Genomic DNA, 16,389 nt, shown 5'->3' on the forward strand with positions numbered 1-16,389 from the left:
CCATTCGAATGCGCTGTCCTACGGCGGATACATCCAGTTACCACCGGTGACGGTTGTTTAAACTAGTTGAGGTTTGTAGGGGCGTCAATTCACCACGGATTGTTGCAATTTGTTTCTACTAGCGCTTTCAACGCTGAAGGTGCCGAAATCGCGAGGCGCGACGGCGGGTAACTTTCCGTGCATCGTCGCGCATCGCAAAAAAACATGATCGGGTTATTTTTCATTTAAACCATTGATACACGTTGAAAAAACGCCGTCGGAACTAACTAGAAGGTTTGTTTGGCCTTGGCGCGTGCCTTTCACAAACTTCCTTGACGTATCTTCGGACGACAGCTAAATCTTACGTCGCTGCAATTTGCAGCAAACTTTAAATCACATGGAGACAGTGAAATGATCAAATATCAAAGCGTACAAAATCGGATGCTGTCAGCGCTGTTCATCCTCTGAGAAGCAGTAACTTCTATTTCGGCCGCATTGAAAGATTCGGCCGTGAATGAAGTAACGGAATCGCATGGATTCGCCATGCATACTTTAAAAAAGGAGCTTCAACATGATTAAGTTCAATAGCGTACAGAACCGAATCCTTTCGGCACTGTTCATCCTCTGATTGTCCGCTGTACACAAGATACCGGTGTCTTGTGAGGTACGGCCGAAGCATTGCTTCGGCCGTATTTAATCTCGACAGCGCAGTTTCTACATGTCATTAGGGAAAGTGATATGCACAGCAAATTGGACGATGCGTTTTCGCGCGCCGTGTTTTTCTATGATGACTCAGGCGCCCATCCGACGAATTGGTCGCGCTCCGTGTGTGCGGGGCTGGCGGAGCAGAACTTTGATGAGGTGCCTTACCGGGTGCCTCAACTGCTTGAGCCCTCAACGCTGATTGAAGTGGCGCAGCGCCACGCAATCGGTGTCGACGAACTGGAGTTTTTTTCTTACCCGATGGATGGCCCGGTGGCCAAGGTCAAGTGGTTGGCCGACATGCTGGAATGGGCCCCACCGGTGCAGAAATTGAGCCTCGCACAGTGTCTGGCCGCCAGTTGCAGGTACCGTTACGCCAATCAGGTATTGACCAGAATACCTTACGAGGCACTGTTTCCCGACCAGCGTGTGACATTTCATCTGACCCGGTTTGCCATTCAGAACCGTCTTGAAATGACCACTTCGCATCAGCAGGACTTCACTGCGCTCAAGGCATTGCTACAGGCTCAATGTATGCCACCGTCCAGGGTTCTGGACGTTTGCTCGCAGGCGATTGTCTGGAAACTGAAAGGCGATTCCATCGATGATGAGTTGAACAAATGGTTCATCGACGCTGGCGAAAAGGCCGCCCGGCAGATTGCCTCGAGCGACGCGCCGGTGGATCTGGTTTCGCTGTCATCGTTCTATCGCGGACTGGCCATGGTGCCGGCAGCCCGGGGCGATGTGGCAACCACGCGGCAATACATGCTGCTGGCCGAAGAATATGCCGATGCGGTCATCCGTGGAGAAAAAGGCGCGAGTATCCCGGCAAGGGAAGCGCGCAAGACTGTTTACGAATCCAAGCTCAAGGAAATGCTTTATGTCGCCCGCGACATCGAGAGCGCTCGCCAGGTGGCCGACGAGTTGATCGCCTACGATCCGCACTGGAGCATTTCCTACCACGAGGCTGCCGAGATCGAAGTCAAGGATCAGCAGTGGCAGCGTGCGTTGCAACGTTACCAGCAAGCTTACGATATCGGTTTTCCACGCGTGACGTATTCGCAGTACATGATCGGTGCCTGTCATCAGCAAATGGGTAACTTCGATCAGGCACTGGTGGCATTCAAAGACACCTTGTCGCTGGACACGACCAATATATCCGCAGGCGTCGCCGGTTATGAGGTCGCCTTACAGCACCTTCCAGAACAATTGCCTTTCTTCACGTCCTGCATCGACCGTTGGCAAGCTGACGGTATATTGCCAGACGAATATCGAGGGTTAGTCCAATGAGCGCTGCACTCGACAAGATCAAGATAGTGGCTGTGGATCATATTCAACTGGACGTCGCTGACATTGAAGAGAGTCGCGATTTCTATGCGCGCGTGTTTGGCTTCGAAGTCAAGGAAGTGGGCATTCGCGCATTTACCCGCTGGATGACGATCGGTGCCAATGAAACACTTTACTTATGCATGCATGAATATGCAGAAGGCCGTGGCGTAAAAAACGACGGACTGGAAATTACCCACTTTGGGATTTTAGTGGAAGACTTCGATCGGGTGCTGACGCAACTTCGCGATCACGGCGTCAAGTTGCTGCCGGACTATGAAGTTCAATACCATTCTTCACGTTCCGTTTATTTTATTGATCCTAACGGTTACAAGGTCGAAATCTCCGAGAAGTACGGCGGCGGTATCGAAAGTGCCAGGCACACCTCATGCTGAACGGACCCGGAACGGCGTATGCGCTGCACCTGCAAAGCACCTGGTACAAAAACAACCAGGCGCTGCGCAGCCACAGACCCTGGCGCGAAACCTCGCACAAGGACTGGCAGGCTCCTCCTGCTTTTCAACGCACGGTTTCCTGCGACGAGAGGGTATGGAGCATTCCCGGCAGGATCGCTGATGACCGGATTCTGTTCGGCTGCTGGGACAACAGCTTGCAGTGCGTACGTTTGAGTGACGGCGAGCCGCAGTGGCGGTTTGCGACTCAGGGACCGGTCTACAGCTCGCCTGCCGTGTCGGCGGACGGCAGTTTCGTCGTGGGCTGCGAGGACCATCTGCTACGTCGCATCACCTGTGACGGCGAATGCCTGTGGACGTTTCATGCGCAAGGGCCGTTTCACGCCAGCCCGACCATCGACTCCGCCAGACATATCGTCTACGCCGGCAGCTACGACCATACGCTCTACGCCGTCGACCACGCTTCGGGCACGTTGCTGTGGAAGCAATCCTTCGACGAGCGGGTTGAGGATGACCTCTATAGCTCGCCGGCACTGGACGGGAACGGCAATGTCATCGTCGGCACAGACAATGTGCTGATGTGCTTCAGTCCCGAAGGCGAGGAGCGCTGGAGAATTACCGAAACCAGCCGGTTTGAAGGCACTGCTGCGATCGATCATGCCTCGGGGCGCGGGATCATCGGCACCGAAGTCGACGGCAAGATCATTGTCTTCGATGCTGCCAACGGTAGCGTGCTGCAGCAATTTCACACCGACGGTTTCGTGGTGTCCTGTCCGAGTCTGTCACCGGAAGGTGTGGCGTACGTCGGCAGCAATGACGGTCACGTGTACGGCATCGATCTGCACAGCCTGAAAATGTTGTGGCGGGTCAATCTCGCCTGCGAATTCCGTTACACACCCTTTACCGTGCTGCCAAGCGGCGACGCGTTGTTCGTCGGCACCGACGAGCGTTTGCACTGCCTGGCGCAACATAGCGGACAAACCTTGTGGCAACTGGAGCACGACACGGGATTTCATTCCTCGCCGTTGCTCACTGATGATGGGCACCTGGTGATTGGCTCGCACCGTAACGCTGTACATTTTTATCAATGGATCCGCTAGCGTGGATCGAACCCCGGCAGTAAACAGGAGTGTTGGATGAGTCACGAACTGCAAGTCGAGACGCTCTTCGACGAATGGGCCATCGAGGATGGCGCGGTGGACATGGCGCGCGAGCATTGGGCGCGGGTCGAGCCGGTATTGTCCGCGCTTGAATCGTCTACAGGTCGCTACCTGGAGATCGGTCCGGGCAACGGATATGCCCTGGAGTACATGGCTCGCTCGAAGTTTGCCAACGGCTATTGCCGGGCTGTGGAGCTCAGTCAGGAAATGGCGCGCATGTGCAGAACCAGAGTCCAGGATTGCAACAATGTCGACATCGATGTCGAGAGTTTCATGAACTGGCGCCCACCGGCGGGCATGCAGTTTGAGCTGATTTTTTCCATGGAGGTGTTCTATTACTTCGAAGACGTCACCGCCGCTATCGAAAAAGCTGCCAGCCTGCTGGCGCCCGGTGGCGAGCTGATTGTCATGGTGGACTATTACGAAGAAAGCGAAGAGTCGCAGGGATGGGAGCAAGAACTGGAGGTCAATCTGACACGCTGGTCACGCAACCGATTCCTCGAAGCCTTCAAAGCAGCTGGCCTGCAAGCCGTCAGCCAGGAGGAAAAACGTGGTGGCGTGCGGGAGAATGGCGTAACGCTCTGCACCCGAGGCACAAAAGCCTCGACAGGCGTAGCCGCGTGACGCAGCGCAAAAAACCATTGCGACAGTCGCCAGGTGTAGCGGGTGAGCGATGCGCTTTGCAGGGAAGGCGTCGGTGATTTCCCATCTGGATCACGTCGTCTACCCCGTGTCGCAAGGCCTGTTCGATGAGGTCATCGGCCAGTTCACCCGTGCAGGCTTCACGGCGCATACGCGACAAGTGCGTCACGATGATGGCCGCGTCAGCGCATTTTTCCGGTTGAGCGGCGGGTATCTGGAGTTCTGCACGGGCAATGCGGCGGGGAGCGTTCGAGGCTGTTCAATCTGGCTGTCTTCAACGGATCTGGTGGCACATCTGGCGTGCCTTTTGCCGTCGCAGCGCGCAGCCCTGGCTCTGACGGCCAAGGCTCCGGCGGGGGAGGCGGCGCCGGCCTGGCTGATCGCCAACTTACCCGCCGGTGATACGGGCGATGTCAGTGTGTCGCTCATCGAGTACGTGCGCGGTATTGGTGGCGACCTTGCCACTCAAGTCTCGGATAACGGTTTGTTTGCGCTCGGCGGGGTGTCATTGCTCTGTGCCCGGCCGAAGCAGGAACAACACCATTACTTCACTCACCTGGATGACCGGGTCAGCATCGCAATGGAGCCGGGACGCTTGATGATTGGCCAGCAGCGTCTGGCCTTTCTTGAGCGTCAGGCGTTACCCGGCAACGCGTCGACCGCTCTGAAGGCGGTGCCGTGTCTGGTGCACCTGATCACGGTCGACGTCGATCGGACGAAGGCGTCGCTGCAGGCGGCCGGTTTCAAATTGCAAGAAGTACTCGGCCTCGGCCTGTTGGCCCAATCGAGTCTGGTGCCCGCGGTTTGCCTGGTGATCGACGACGGTTTGTCTGTGCAAGCCCATCACGATCAACTGCTGGCTCGCCGCGGCTGAGTACGCCAACATACAGGGATCGCCACCGTTGCATTCTGGCGTGTTGACTGAAGTGAAGGATGCGGGATTTCAAGGATAGGTATGTCAAAAGCAATCGAGCTGTGTGGTATCAGCAAGGTTTACGAGGTTTACCGGGCCCGTGACGACCAGTCGCGCAGCCTGCTGCGTTACTTTCGTCGCGAGAAGACGTACGTGCCGGCTGTTACGGATGTTTCTTTCTCCATAGACGCGGGTGAAGTGGTCGGCTTTCTCGGCGGTAATGGCGCGGGCAAGACCACCACGCTGAAAATGCTCTCGGGTATCGTGCGACCGAGCGGCGGGCATCTTTCGGTATTGGGCCATGACCCGTTCAAGCGGCGCGCGGAGTTCCTCAAGTCGATTGCCCTGGTGATGGGGCAAAAGCAGCAACTGACATGGGACCTGCCGGCGCTGGAATCCTTCCATCTTCATGGTGCGCTGTACGACATTACGCCTGTCGAATGCAGGCGCCGGATCGATGAGCTGTGCCAGTTGCTGTCGGCCGGTGACATCATTCGGCGTCCTGTCAGGAAGCTGTCGCTGGGCGAGCGGATGAAATGTGAGCTCATCCTGTCACTGCTGCATCGCCCGAGTATCCTGTTTCTCGACGAGCCGACCATCGGCCTCGACCTGGAGATGCAGGTCGCCATCCGCAAATTCCTCCTTGAGTACAATCGCGAGTCCGGCGCCACGATTATTCTCACCTCCCATTACATGGCGGACATCGAGGCATTGGCCAACCGCGTCATTGTGCTGGACCAGGGACGCGTGGTGTTCGATGGCGCACGTCAGGCACTGGTCAAGGCACACGTCAATGAACGCCAGGTCAGCTTGCGCTTTTCCTCGCAAGTGGGCAGCGACGAACTGAGCGTTTACGGCACTCTGCTCAGCCTGGACAGTGAAAGTGCCGAGTTGTTGGTGCCTGAAGAGCAATTCGCCGGCACCGTGGCGCAACTGCTGGCGAACTTTCCGGTGACAGACATCTCGATCCAGACGCCCTCCCTGGAGCAGGCGTTTCCGCGCCTGCTGCTGCCAAAGGAGCACGCGTAATGGTTGCTCTGGCTTCGTGGCCCGGCATTGCCGGACGCCTGCTGCGCACAAGCGTGCTGGTAACCGTGGTCTACCGGGCGCAGTTGTTTGTCTGGTTGATCAGCGGCGTCGCACCGTTGTTCATGATGATGATCTGGTGGGAGCTGTCACGAGACAAGGTCATCGGCGGTTATGCGCCCAGTGATTTCGTGGCGTATTTCCTCGGCATCTATCTGGTCAGACAGCTGACTGCCGTATGGGTCATCTTCGTTCTGAACGACGAAATCCGCCAAGGTACGCTGTCCGGCCGACTGCTGAAACCGGTCGCACCTTTCTGGTTTCACGTGGCAGAGCATTTGGGGCAGATGGTGGTGCGCGCACCGATCGTCATCACCGTGTTCTGTGTCGGGGCCTCGTTGTTTGCCATCGACCTGGCAGCTGTGGCCTGGCGATTACCGTTGTTCCTCGTCTCGCTGGTGCTGGCCTGGATCATTATTTTCCACATCTATTACTGCGTCGGCCTGCTTGCGTTCTGGATGGCTAATTCGCTGGCACTGGATGCAATGGTCTGGTCGATGTACACGGTGCTGGGCGGCATGCTGATTCCGGTTGACCTGTTTCCCGAAGCGACCCGTCATCTGGTGGCGCTGCTGCCGTTTTCCGCCTCACTGGATTTTCCGGTCAAGGTGCTGATCGGCAAGGCCGCCGACGGCGATCTGCTGCTGGGGTTTGCGGTGCAACTGTTCTGGGTGGTGCTGCTGGTGGGGCTGCGTCGGGGGCTGTGGCGCCAAGGGTTGAAGCGTTTTTCGGGGGCCGGCATATGAACCTGCGACCGTTGAAAGTGCTGCTGGCCCTGATCAGGCATTCGATGCTTGCGGAACTGGAGTTTCGTATCAATGCCGTCACCAATGCCCTGAACACGGTGGTCGGGATGCTCCTGGCGCTGTACTTCCTTGATGCCATGTTCAGCGAAGTCGGAAGTCTGGGCGGCTGGAACCTGCATCAGGTACTGGCGCTGTTCGGCGTGGCTCTGGTGCTGGAAGGTTTGCTTGAGGTCTGGCTGTTTCCGAGCCTGCATGCGTTGTCGGAGCAAGTGCGCACCGGGGATCTGGACTACATGCTGGTGCGCCCGGTCGACAGCCAGTTTCTGGTGTCATGCTCGAAAATCAGCCTTTGGGAACTGCCTCGCGTATTGATCGGGCTCGCGGTCGTTGTGTATGCGATGCACAGCGAAAGTGCGCTAGGGCTGGGCAATCTCGCGGCGTTTCTGGGGTTGATGGCGGCAGGGGTGGCGATCTTCTACTCGTTGTTCCTGATTACCTGCACCTTGTCGATCTGGTTTGTGAAGATTGGTGATGTCTGGATCATCAGTTACACGCTCATGGAGATCGCGCGGTTTCCGGTCACGGCGTTTCCGCAGACGGTCCGCATGGTCCTGACGTTTCTGGTCCCGGTGTATTTCGTTTCCAATGTCCCGGTAGCGGCGGCGATGGGCATGGTCGGCTGGCAGGAAGTCATGGGTGCGCTGCTTTTTGCCGTCGCGTTTGTTTGTCTGTCACGGGTGTTCTGGCTGTTTGCGCTGCGCTCTTACAGCAGTGCCAGCAGCTAGCACTTGAGAAACCGCGCAACTGGATGCGCGGCAATGAGGATCGTCTACACAGGGAAGTCTTCGATGAGTCGTTATTCCGGGCCTGTTTTCGACGCGCATGTGCATACCGAATTTGCGCGAACTGACAGTCTGCAAGCATTCAAGGCGCTGCAGGCACGCTTCGACATCCGCGCATCCGTAACGGATTCGCATAACCCCGGTTGCGATGCCGGGCAGTTGCAGGCGCTGGGCGTGGCCAGGTGCGCGGTCATCGCTCAACCTGAGTGGTCGCCAGAGTCGCTGGCGCAGGGACTGGCGCGCGGCATCTATGGGGCCATCAAAATCAATCTGGGATTTATGCATGTGCATGCTGACGATCCCAGGCTCATGCCGCTGTATGCTCTGGCGCGTGAGTTTGATGTTCCTGTGCTATTCCACAGTGGCGACACTGGCTGGCATCGCTCCAAGCTCAAGTATGCCCACCCACTCAGCCTGGACGAGGTCATCGTGGACCACCCGGACGTGAACTTCGTTCTGGTTCACAGCGGTAACCCGTGGTTTACCGATGCCGCTGTGCTGGCGGCGAAAAACCATAATGTCTGGCTCGAACTCAGCTCGATCATCGAAGGATCGCTAAACGACGTTTCGCAAGCCACGCTTGGCCGATTGATGGTCGAACCGATCCGCTGGATGCTCGATTACACCGGCAAACCGGAGCGGTTCCTCTTCGGTTCGGGCTGGCCCAGCGTCGACTACCCTGGCTACGTGGCCGCGTGCGCCAGTGCCATCGACGAGCAGTATCACCGGCAAGTGTTCTTTGACAACGCCGCACGACTTTTCAAGTGGCCGGGCGAAGGGGAGCCGACATGCGACGCGCGCTCCTGAAAAAAACCAGGCAAAAAAACTTTCGTGCTCCGGTGTTTCGCGGTTACCTGAAAAACAAGCTCCATGCGGCAGCGCTCGCCGACACGTGTCGAACCCTGGCCGGCGCCCGTTTTGCCGGGCGCGGGGCAGGGGAGCCCGGTGCGTGGCGAGCCTCCCTGTGGATAGCGCGAAAAGTACGGGCACTGGGGTTGACGCCCTGGCAGGGCCGCCGGCGCCTGTTCCAGTCCGTACCCCTCGGTTGCGCCACGGCGCGATCCGGTGCCGAAAGCTGCCGGACGATCATCCAGGGTGATACCCGCTACGACCTCGAACAGGACGATGAACTGCTGATTCGCTCACAGCAATCCAGGGTTTGGCTCGAGCACGCGCCTTTGGTCTTTGTCGGTTATGGCATTGTCGCAACACAGTTCGACTGGGACGATTACGCCGGACTGGACGTCGTTGGCAAAGTGGTCGTGGTGTTACCCAACGATCCCGGACGCAACAGCCCGGGAGGCGAACTGTTCCTCGGCCAGCGCATGAGTTACTACGGGCGCTGGGAATACAAGTACGAGGAAGCGGCCCACCAGGGTGCGGCGGGCGTCATTATCGTCCACACCGATGAACTGTTCGGCAGCGCGTTTCACCTTGTGCAGGACGAAATGCGCCGGCCGTTTCGCTTTCTTCCGCATGCTGTGCGCAGTCGGCTGAATTTCGAAGGGTTCTGCAGCGAACGGTTTGCCCGCCGATTGTTAGCCGACGGCGGTGTTGACCTTGATGCATTCATCGCTGCCCCCAGGCCAATGGCAGGACGCCCGTGCGGCCTCGATGCACACCTGCAACTGCGGCTTGATTGCGACATTGTCATTCGGCATTGCCGGAATGTGCTGGCGATGAAAAAGGGCCGACTGTTTCCCCGCCAGTATGTCCTGTTCTGCGCGCACCTGGATCACCTCGGAAAAACCGCCGACGGCGGAGGCTATTACCCCGGCGCTGTCGATAACGCGATCGGTGTGGCGGTCTTGCTTGAGCTGGCCAGGCGTCTGGCCGACACGCCGCCGCTGCGGCGCACGGTGCTCTTTGCCTGGACGTCTGCCGAGGAGGTCGGCATGCATGGTTCCGCACGGGTCGCACAGTTGATCCGCGAGACGGGGCTGGATGTGGTGGCGGCGCTCAATATCGATGGTTTCGTACCGATCGGCAAAACCCGTGACCTGTTTCTGGTGGACGGCGATCAGTCCGATTTGTCCGAGGTGCTTGTCAGCGCTGCCCACACCCTCGGGCGCAAAATCAGCCTCGATGAAGAGCCTTCGGCGGGATATTTTTTTCGCTCCGATCAAGCGAGTTTTGCCAAGATTGATATCCCCGCGGTGCAGGTGAGCACTGGCGACGATTTGCTCAAAGGAGGGGTCGAGGAAGGCATGAAGCGGCATGAGTTCTATGACTCGAACACCTACCACCGCACATCCGATACGTTCAACCGCTACTGGGATTTCGCCAGCCTCATCGCCGACGTCGACGTCCTTGACGAAGCCCTGCATCTGCTCGGCGACTCGTCACTGCGTCCGGCGCTGCGTGGGCGTTAACGGCCGGGCTATCGACCTTGTACGCAATGATGGCAATATGGCTCCTCTTGGAGAGGTAGCATTCGGCGCGAGGCGAAGCCGGATGTCATGCGTTTAGGGATGAGGAATATGGCTTCGATTCAGATGGATGGTGAGGACAAAACCACAAAGATCAGCGACTGGGCGATTCGCTGGAGCGACAAGGACGAATTTCTGGAGCTGACCTGTCACTACCCCTCCCAAAAAAAATACACCCGCCCGCTCAGTAATTGCCTGGTTTCGCCCACCCGCGAGTTGACCAATGTCTTGCTGCACACATGCGGCAGCACCAAGCCCATTGCCAGCGCTACGATTTACGGTGAGCGCTATGCCGTTGTGCGCTACCCGGGCAGCAAAAAGCCCTATGTCTACAAGATGGACGGCATCGGCTTTACCGCTCCGACACCGATGAAGGGCACGCCGGTCTTCAGCTATTTCACTACCGTGGCGAAAGCCCGACAGAATCACGCCAAGTCGCAAACTGATCGTGAAATTGCCGACAATGTGGTGCGTCAGCTCGAAACACTGCCCGCCATCGCTGGCACTGCCTTGCAAGCCTACTGTACGGGGCGCAACGGCACGCTGGCGCCGGGGCAGGGGCTCATCTATCCGTTCGGGCTCAACGAAAGTCAGCTTCAGGCCGTCGAGCGGGCGTTCAGCGCGCAAGTCAGCGTGATCGAAGGCCCGCCAGGGACCGGCAAGACCCAGACGATTCTCAACATCCTCGCCAATATTCTGTTACGTGGGCAGACCGTAGCGGTGTTGTCCAACAACAATGCTGCCGTGGAAAATGTCTACGAAAAGCTGGAGAAATACGGCCTGGGCCACGTGGTCGCCAAACTTGGCAACCAGGACAAACGCAAGGCCTTCTTCGCCGACCTGCCTGCGTGGCCTTCAAGCCCACCCGAGCCGGCGCCATCACTCGATGAGATCCAGGCGTTGCTGGCCCGCTTGAAGCAGCACCTGCAAGACCATAACAGTGCGGCGCAACTGCAAATCGAGCTGGACGAGTTGGTCATCGAGCGGCGCTACCTGCAGCAGTGGCAGGCAGAAAGCGCTGTGCAGGCCACCGGCTCGCTCGACAAGTATGGCCTGACACCGCGCAAGACTGCGGACCTCTTGGCCTACCTGGCTTACCTCGGCGAGCAGCGCATTCATCTCAGAGACCGTATCGAGCTACTGTTCAAATTCAGGATCTTTCGCACCACGCCATTCGCCGAAGGCGAGGCGCGCATGGCCGTTTTCCATGCGCTGCAAATGCATTATTACGACCAGTCGATACGGGACAAGGAAGCGCAGCTGCGGGCGTGCCGCGATTCGTTGGCACGCGCGAATTTCACGGCCCTGCTCAAAGAACTGACAACTGCATCGATGCAGCATCTCAAGCGCCATCTGCAACTTCAGGTACCGCCGTCGGACAGCTTTGATGTCAAAACTTACTGCCGGCATTTCGATGCCTTCCTGCAGCGCTTCCCGATCCTGGGCAGCGGCACGCACTCTATCGTCAATTCGATCGCGCCGGGAGCGGTCCTCGACTACGTAATCATCGACGAAGCCTCTTTGCAGGACATCGTGCCGGGCATCCTGCCACTGGGCTGCGCCAAGAACCTGATCGTCGTGGGTGACAACCGCCAGTTGCCGCATATCCCCGTGGTTCTGGGGCTTCAAGCGCCGGCCGAGGCCTACGATTGCGAGCGCTACAGCTTGCTGGACTCGTGCATTGCCGTGTTTCAGGACGTGCTGCCCCGAACCCTGCTCAAAGAGCATTACCGCTGCCACCCCAGGATCATCCAGTTCTGCAACCAGCAGTTCTACGACAACGCACTGGTGCCGATGACCGAGGATAACGGCGAAGCCCCTCTGCGTCTGGTGGTGACCGCCAAGGGCAACCACGCCAGGAAGAACACCAATCTTCGGGAACTGGACTCCCTGCTGAAAGTGCTTGAGGAGGAGGGGCAACCCGTCGGAGTGGACGGCGAAGGCCGCGGTTACATTGCCCCGTTCAGAGCACAAGTCAACCTGTCCGGCACGCACTTGCCGACGGATTTCGTCAAGGACACCGTGCACAAGTTTCAGGGGCGCGAATGCGACGAGATCGTGTTCTCCACCGTGCTGGACAAGAAGCGCTACAACCAGGCGCGGACACGCCTGGATTTCGTCGACGACCCACGCATGATCAACGTGGCCGTTTCGCGGGCTAAACACCGTTTCACCCTGGTGACCGGCGACGAGGTGTTCACGGACAACAATGGCCACATCGCCGCGCTGATCCGCTACATCAGCTATTACGCGCAGGACGAGCAGATCATACGCGCGCCAGTGGTGTCGGCATTCGACTTGCTCTACCGCGAGTTCGACCAGTCTCTGGCGCGTCTGGATGCCCGGCTGCGGCCCGAGGATTCACGCTACAAGTCCGAACAGATCGTGGCCCAGTTGCTGCGCGAAGCGCTGTCTGCCCCGGCGTGCCAGGCATTGAAGTACCACACGCAGATCCAGCTGGATAAGCTTGCATCACCGACCGGCCTCGACTGGACGGAGCCGCAGCGGGCGTTCATGCGGCGCGCCAGTTGCGATTTCGTGATCTATTTCAAAGTGGGCAAGCAACCGATCGGGGTGATCGAGGTCGATGGCGGGTACCACGACCGACCCGTGCAGGCCGCTCGGGACGCCATGAAAAATGAGATTCTGGCTAAAAGTGGCATTCCCATTCTGCGGCTGCGGACAGTTGAGAGTGACATTGAGCGCAAAATTGGCAACTTTATCGGGCAGTGGGCCAGTCCTGCGCAGGACGCTTAAGCACAGGGGCAGAGGCCGTCAGTCGCTGAGGCGCTGTCCTCATGTGTTCGTGAGGTGGTCTGTCCCTGAAATACGTCTCTCACTCCAATGAAGTTTTGAAAAAAATATTCAAGCTATTTACATGGCAGAGCATACATAGATGAAACTCGGCGCACCTGAGGAAAAACCAAAAACAATAGTTGTCAGGGTGATCGTGCTTTTGCTTTTTGGTGCGTGGATTACTTATGCATTTTGGACTGTTGGAATTTCAGCGCGAACAGTTTTAATGCCTGGAGTCCCCGAATGGCAGACGTATCTGCTGATCAGCGCTATTGCCGGACTTGTTGCGGCGGGTCGAAAATTTTTCGGACATCCTGACGGTAAGACTGCCAGAAAAGTGTTAAACGCTTTTGTTGGTTGGTTTTGCGTAGGGATTATTTTTTCCATAAATAGTTATGATGCCGCCGCCTACCTTCTGCCAGGCGAGATCATTGAATATGAATCCGGTTATGAAATAACTTATCCTGGGCCTTCCTCTTCAAGGTTTGGTCATTGTGAGGCAGGTCTATGGATCGTAGATTCACACACGCACCGCAAGATTGAGCTTTGCACGAATAAAGCAGACTTGAATGAAAAGCTAAAGCAAGGCACGAATGCCGTGTGGGTGAGGGCCCGAGCAAGCAGAATAGGTAGCTACATCGTCGGCTATACATTTTTCCACAAGTAAAATCACTATCGTTGATTGAGTGAAGCCGATGTGCGCGACGTCTGGGATAATGGCGGCCACAAAGGCATGATTGCAGTTCGATTGCTCGTGTCGGCATTCGACATTCGGTTCTGGAGGATTCCATGCGTGACATCATTGACGGCTTTCTGCGCTTTCAGCGCGAGGTTTATCCGCAACGCGTCGAGCTTTTCAAGCAGCTCGCGACGGAACAAAATCCCAAGGCGTTGTTCGTCACCTGCTCGGACAGTCGTGTGGTGCCCGAACTCCTTACGCAGCGCGAACCGGGCGAATTATTCGTGATTCGCAACGCCGGCAACATTGTGCCGTCGTATGGTCCGGAACCGGGCGGTGTCTCGGCCACCGTTGAATACGCGGTCGCAGTGCTCGGGGTCCAGGACATCGTGATTTGCGGCCACTCGGACTGCGGAGCGATGGGCGCGATTTCGCGTTGCACGTGTCTGGATCATCTTCCGGCGGTCGCTAACTGGTTACGTCATGCCGACGCGGCGAAAGCGATTAACGCTGCACACGAGTTCGATACGCCACGGGACAAGCTCGATGGCCTCGTGCGCGAGAACGTGATCGCACAACTGGCGAACCTGCGGACGCACCCATCGGTAGCCCTTGCACTCGAGCAGGGGCGCATGAATCTACACGGCTGGGTCTACGACATCGAGGCAGGGTGCATCGATGCGCTCGATGGCGCAACGCGACGCTTCGTTTCACTTGCTGATTCGCCGACCACCGTGGCGATCGCTGCGCGTAACGGCAGACAGATGTGAGGACGTCACTCGGTCTGGCGTATGCGCGGGGCAGTGTTGCCCCCGGTTGGACCGACATTGAGATCAACTGAGCGGGCCAGATGATGCGGTTCGCCGCGATTGTCCTTTTGTCATCCTGACCTTGGCTGTTCTTGACCATCAATAACAGCCACTCAACCATTCTTTGGCCTGTTTCGACGCCTGAAAATAATCTGAACGGCCTCGGAACCTGCTCGCCTAATGATTAGCTTGTGGTCAATCGCACAGGCGATGTGTCAATAACGGCATACTCCCGAGAGGTGGTCAACGTGGCTAAAGACGAAAAGAAAAGCAAAGACAAAGGTGACGCTTCGAAAGCCAGCAAGGATTTGAAAGACAAAAAGTCATCCCCTGAGAAGAAATCAGCGGCAGCCTCGGCGCTTTCCAAGTCTTCCGACAAGAAAGACAAGAAAAAAGACGCCGAGCCGAAGAAATCTGCGAAAAAAGCCGATAGCAAGCCTGAGAAGGCCAAGGATTCAAAGAAGGCTGATAAGCCGGCTAAAAAGAAAAAGTGAGCTTGAAGGCAATAAAAAACCCGGCAATTGGAGCCGGGTTTTTTATTGCCTGCCATTCGGGGCCTCAGAGCGCTGCTTTGACCTGCAAACCAAACACCAGCGCATTGTCGATGTCCTGCCCGGAAAACGCGCCCGGCTCGATGATGTACTGCACATTCGGGCGCAGGCTCAGCCAAGGCGTGGCCTGATAACCGTAGCCAAGTTCGATCAATTGCTCGGCGCTGTCCAGGTTCGGGAACGCCGTGCCGTTGTTCAATGCGGCGTCCTGCAAAACGTCACGGCTACGCGGGTTCGGCACGGCGCGGCCATAACCCAGCGCGATGGTGTCACGCGGGCGACCTTCGAACGGTTTGTACAACACCACACCGGTGCCATACCACTTGCTGAATGGCGAAGCTGCTTCGCTGGCCGCGGAGTATTGGCCAAAGGCATGCAGGCTGCGGCCTTCGGACGTCGGCGAGCGCCACACGGCCTGGTCGACCAGCAGGTAATGACCGCCACGACCGGAGACTTCGTCGTCGCTGCCGATGCGTTTTACGTCAGAGCTGTCGTAGTAGTAGCCGAGCTTGTATTCGCCGGGCAGCTCACCCGCGTGCTTGTACACCAGCTCGATCGGTACCACGGTGCCGGTGGTGTGTTTAGGGCCAAGGTGCCAGGCACGGCTGGAGTTGCCGTTGCTTTCCGGATCGACGTTGAACGCGGCCACGCGCAGTTGCCACGAGGACGACAGGTCGTATTTCACCCGTACACCCAAATGGGCGTTGGGGTAGTTGGTCCAGCCGCTGCCGCCGGACATGTTCAGCGGATGGCCACAGAACCCGGCGTTCATGAAGTTGCACAGAATGCCGCTGTCGAGGCCGCCGAGGTCGTTGCCCATGGCCATGTAGCCGAGTTTCACATTGAGCGCCGGAGTGAACAGGCTGCGCTCGTAACTCAGTTCGGTCAGGCGCGTGTACAGGCCGCCGTAGTTTTCCTGGATCGGCAGACGGTTGCCGACAAGGTCTTGCGAAGCGCTGTTGCCGCGGCGGTCGTTGATGGTCAACTGGACTTTGCCGGCATTGTCGACGCCATACAGTTTGCTCAGGTCGAACTGCACGCCGAGCTTGATGTTCTGCGAGTAGCGCGCCGAACGATGCAAACCACCATCGGCGTTGTATGCCATTTCACCGCTGTAGTCGCCGGTGAATTTGATGCCTTGTTCATCCATCTGGTGACGCAAGCCACCCCAGTCACCGGTGAGGGTGCTGCGGGTCAACAGATCGGAATCGTTGTCGGCCAGCGCGGGGAGGGCGGTGGTGCAGGTCAGGCCCAGCAACAGGCCTTTGAACAGGTCGGAACGGGAAAAACGAACAGCCGATAGCATGTAAATCTTC

General features: G+C 57.6%; 15 protein-coding genes. 14 read left to right on the forward strand and 1 reads right to left on the reverse strand.

The genetic code is table 11. The features are described from left to right. The first annotated feature begins 717 nt into the window (after positions 1-717). From QZR14_RS01450 to QZR14_RS01515, 14 genes are all read left to right on the forward strand, one after another. Entirely contained in the window at positions 718-1,971 is a 1,254-nt protein-coding gene (locus tag QZR14_RS01450) for a tetratricopeptide repeat protein (protein ID WP_311995690.1), read from the forward strand. Next, the gene (locus tag QZR14_RS01455; protein ID WP_095049038.1) at positions 1,968-2,402 is read left to right on the forward strand and encodes a VOC family protein; all 435 of its coding nucleotides are present in this window, start codon (positions 1,968-1,970) and stop codon (positions 2,400-2,402) included. The genes QZR14_RS01450 and QZR14_RS01455 overlap by 4 nt, the downstream gene beginning before the upstream one ends. After that, the gene (locus tag QZR14_RS01460) at positions 2,396-3,520 is read left to right on the forward strand and encodes a PQQ-binding-like beta-propeller repeat protein (protein ID WP_250605172.1); all 1,125 of its coding nucleotides are present in this window, start codon (positions 2,396-2,398) and stop codon (positions 3,518-3,520) included. The genes QZR14_RS01455 and QZR14_RS01460 overlap by 7 nt, the downstream gene beginning before the upstream one ends. 36 nt (positions 3,521-3,556) lie before the next feature. Next, positions 3,557-4,204, forward strand: a complete 648-nt coding sequence (locus QZR14_RS01465) for a class I SAM-dependent methyltransferase (RefSeq protein WP_311995691.1) — start codon at positions 3,557-3,559, stop codon at positions 4,202-4,204. Positions 4,205-4,277: 73 nt separating this feature from the next. Next, a complete protein-coding gene (locus QZR14_RS01470; protein WP_311995692.1) occupies positions 4,278-5,096 on the forward strand; it encodes a hypothetical protein in 819 nt (272 codons plus the stop codon). Between the two features lie 81 nt (positions 5,097-5,177). Beyond that, the gene (locus QZR14_RS01475; RefSeq protein ID WP_311995693.1) at positions 5,178-6,164 is read left to right on the forward strand and encodes an ABC transporter ATP-binding protein; all 987 of its coding nucleotides are present in this window, start codon (positions 5,178-5,180) and stop codon (positions 6,162-6,164) included. Continuing rightward, complete coding sequence (locus tag QZR14_RS01480; RefSeq protein ID WP_250605168.1) at positions 6,164-6,967, forward strand: ABC transporter permease; 804 nt, start codon at positions 6,164-6,166, stop codon at positions 6,965-6,967. Before QZR14_RS01475 ends, QZR14_RS01480 begins: the two co-directional genes overlap by 1 nt. Then, entirely contained in the window at positions 6,964-7,752 is a 789-nt protein-coding gene (locus tag QZR14_RS01485; RefSeq protein WP_250605167.1) for an ABC transporter permease, read from the forward strand. The genes QZR14_RS01480 and QZR14_RS01485 overlap by 4 nt, the downstream gene beginning before the upstream one ends. Before the next feature lie 63 nt (positions 7,753-7,815). Next, on the forward strand, positions 7,816-8,616 hold the full coding sequence (locus tag QZR14_RS01490; RefSeq protein WP_311995694.1) for an amidohydrolase family protein: 801 nt from the start codon (positions 7,816-7,818) through the stop codon (positions 8,614-8,616). Then, on the forward strand, positions 8,574-10,181 hold the full coding sequence (locus QZR14_RS01495) for a M20/M25/M40 family metallo-hydrolase (protein WP_311995695.1): 1,608 nt from the start codon (positions 8,574-8,576) through the stop codon (positions 10,179-10,181). The genes QZR14_RS01490 and QZR14_RS01495 overlap by 43 nt, the downstream gene beginning before the upstream one ends. A gap of 108 nt (positions 10,182-10,289) precedes the next feature. Beyond that, entirely contained in the window at positions 10,290-12,995 is a 2,706-nt protein-coding gene (locus QZR14_RS01500) for an AAA domain-containing protein (RefSeq protein WP_311995696.1), read from the forward strand. A gap of 139 nt (positions 12,996-13,134) precedes the next feature. After that, on the forward strand, positions 13,135-13,701 hold the full coding sequence (locus tag QZR14_RS01505) for a hypothetical protein (protein ID WP_311995697.1): 567 nt from the start codon (positions 13,135-13,137) through the stop codon (positions 13,699-13,701). A gap of 122 nt (positions 13,702-13,823) precedes the next feature. Next, the gene (locus tag QZR14_RS01510) at positions 13,824-14,483 is read left to right on the forward strand and encodes a carbonic anhydrase (RefSeq protein ID WP_250605162.1); all 660 of its coding nucleotides are present in this window, start codon (positions 13,824-13,826) and stop codon (positions 14,481-14,483) included. 287 nt (positions 14,484-14,770) lie between these two features. Next, complete coding sequence (locus tag QZR14_RS01515; RefSeq protein ID WP_095049097.1) at positions 14,771-15,016, forward strand: hypothetical protein; 246 nt, start codon at positions 14,771-14,773, stop codon at positions 15,014-15,016. Positions 15,017-15,080: 64 nt separating this feature from the next. On the opposite strand, the gene QZR14_RS01520 is transcribed toward QZR14_RS01515, so the two are convergent. Continuing rightward, positions 15,081-16,379, reverse strand: a complete 1,299-nt coding sequence (locus QZR14_RS01520) for a carbohydrate porin (RefSeq protein ID WP_250605161.1) — start codon at positions 16,377-16,379, stop codon at positions 15,081-15,083. Positions 16,380-16,389 lie beyond the last annotated feature (10 nt).

This window comes from Pseudomonas sp. rhizo66, assembly GCF_031931925.1.
In the GTDB taxonomy this organism is placed as follows: domain Bacteria; phylum Pseudomonadota; class Gammaproteobacteria; order Pseudomonadales; family Pseudomonadaceae; genus Aquipseudomonas.

What these genes read in the sequence shown, in the direction of transcription:
- QZR14_RS01490 (WP_311995694.1), top strand. Translation starts at nt 7,816, where the DNA reads ATGAGTCGTTATTCCGGGCCTGTTTTCGACGCGCATGTGCATACCGAA.
- QZR14_RS01455 (WP_095049038.1), top strand. Translation starts at nt 1,968, where the DNA reads ATGAGCGCTGCACTCGACAAGATCAAGATAGTGGCTGTGGATCATATT.
- QZR14_RS01480 (WP_250605168.1), top strand. Translation starts at nt 6,164, where the DNA reads ATGGTTGCTCTGGCTTCGTGGCCCGGCATTGCCGGACGCCTGCTGCGC.
- QZR14_RS01500 (WP_311995696.1), top strand. Translation starts at nt 10,290, where the DNA reads ATGGCTTCGATTCAGATGGATGGTGAGGACAAAACCACAAAGATCAGC.
- QZR14_RS01450 (WP_311995690.1), top strand. Translation starts at nt 718, where the DNA reads ATGCACAGCAAATTGGACGATGCGTTTTCGCGCGCCGTGTTTTTCTAT.
- QZR14_RS01465 (WP_311995691.1), top strand. Translation starts at nt 3,557, where the DNA reads ATGAGTCACGAACTGCAAGTCGAGACGCTCTTCGACGAATGGGCCATC.
- QZR14_RS01520 (WP_250605161.1), bottom strand. Translation starts at nt 16,379, where the DNA reads ATGCTATCGGCTGTTCGTTTTTCCCGTTCCGACCTGTTCAAAGGCCTG.
- QZR14_RS01485 (WP_250605167.1), top strand. Translation starts at nt 6,964, where the DNA reads ATGAACCTGCGACCGTTGAAAGTGCTGCTGGCCCTGATCAGGCATTCG.
- QZR14_RS01460 (WP_250605172.1), top strand. Translation starts at nt 2,396, where the DNA reads ATGCTGAACGGACCCGGAACGGCGTATGCGCTGCACCTGCAAAGCACC.
- QZR14_RS01510 (WP_250605162.1), top strand. Translation starts at nt 13,824, where the DNA reads ATGCGTGACATCATTGACGGCTTTCTGCGCTTTCAGCGCGAGGTTTAT.
- QZR14_RS01505 (WP_311995697.1), top strand. Translation starts at nt 13,135, where the DNA reads ATGAAACTCGGCGCACCTGAGGAAAAACCAAAAACAATAGTTGTCAGG.
- QZR14_RS01475 (WP_311995693.1), top strand. Translation starts at nt 5,178, where the DNA reads ATGTCAAAAGCAATCGAGCTGTGTGGTATCAGCAAGGTTTACGAGGTT.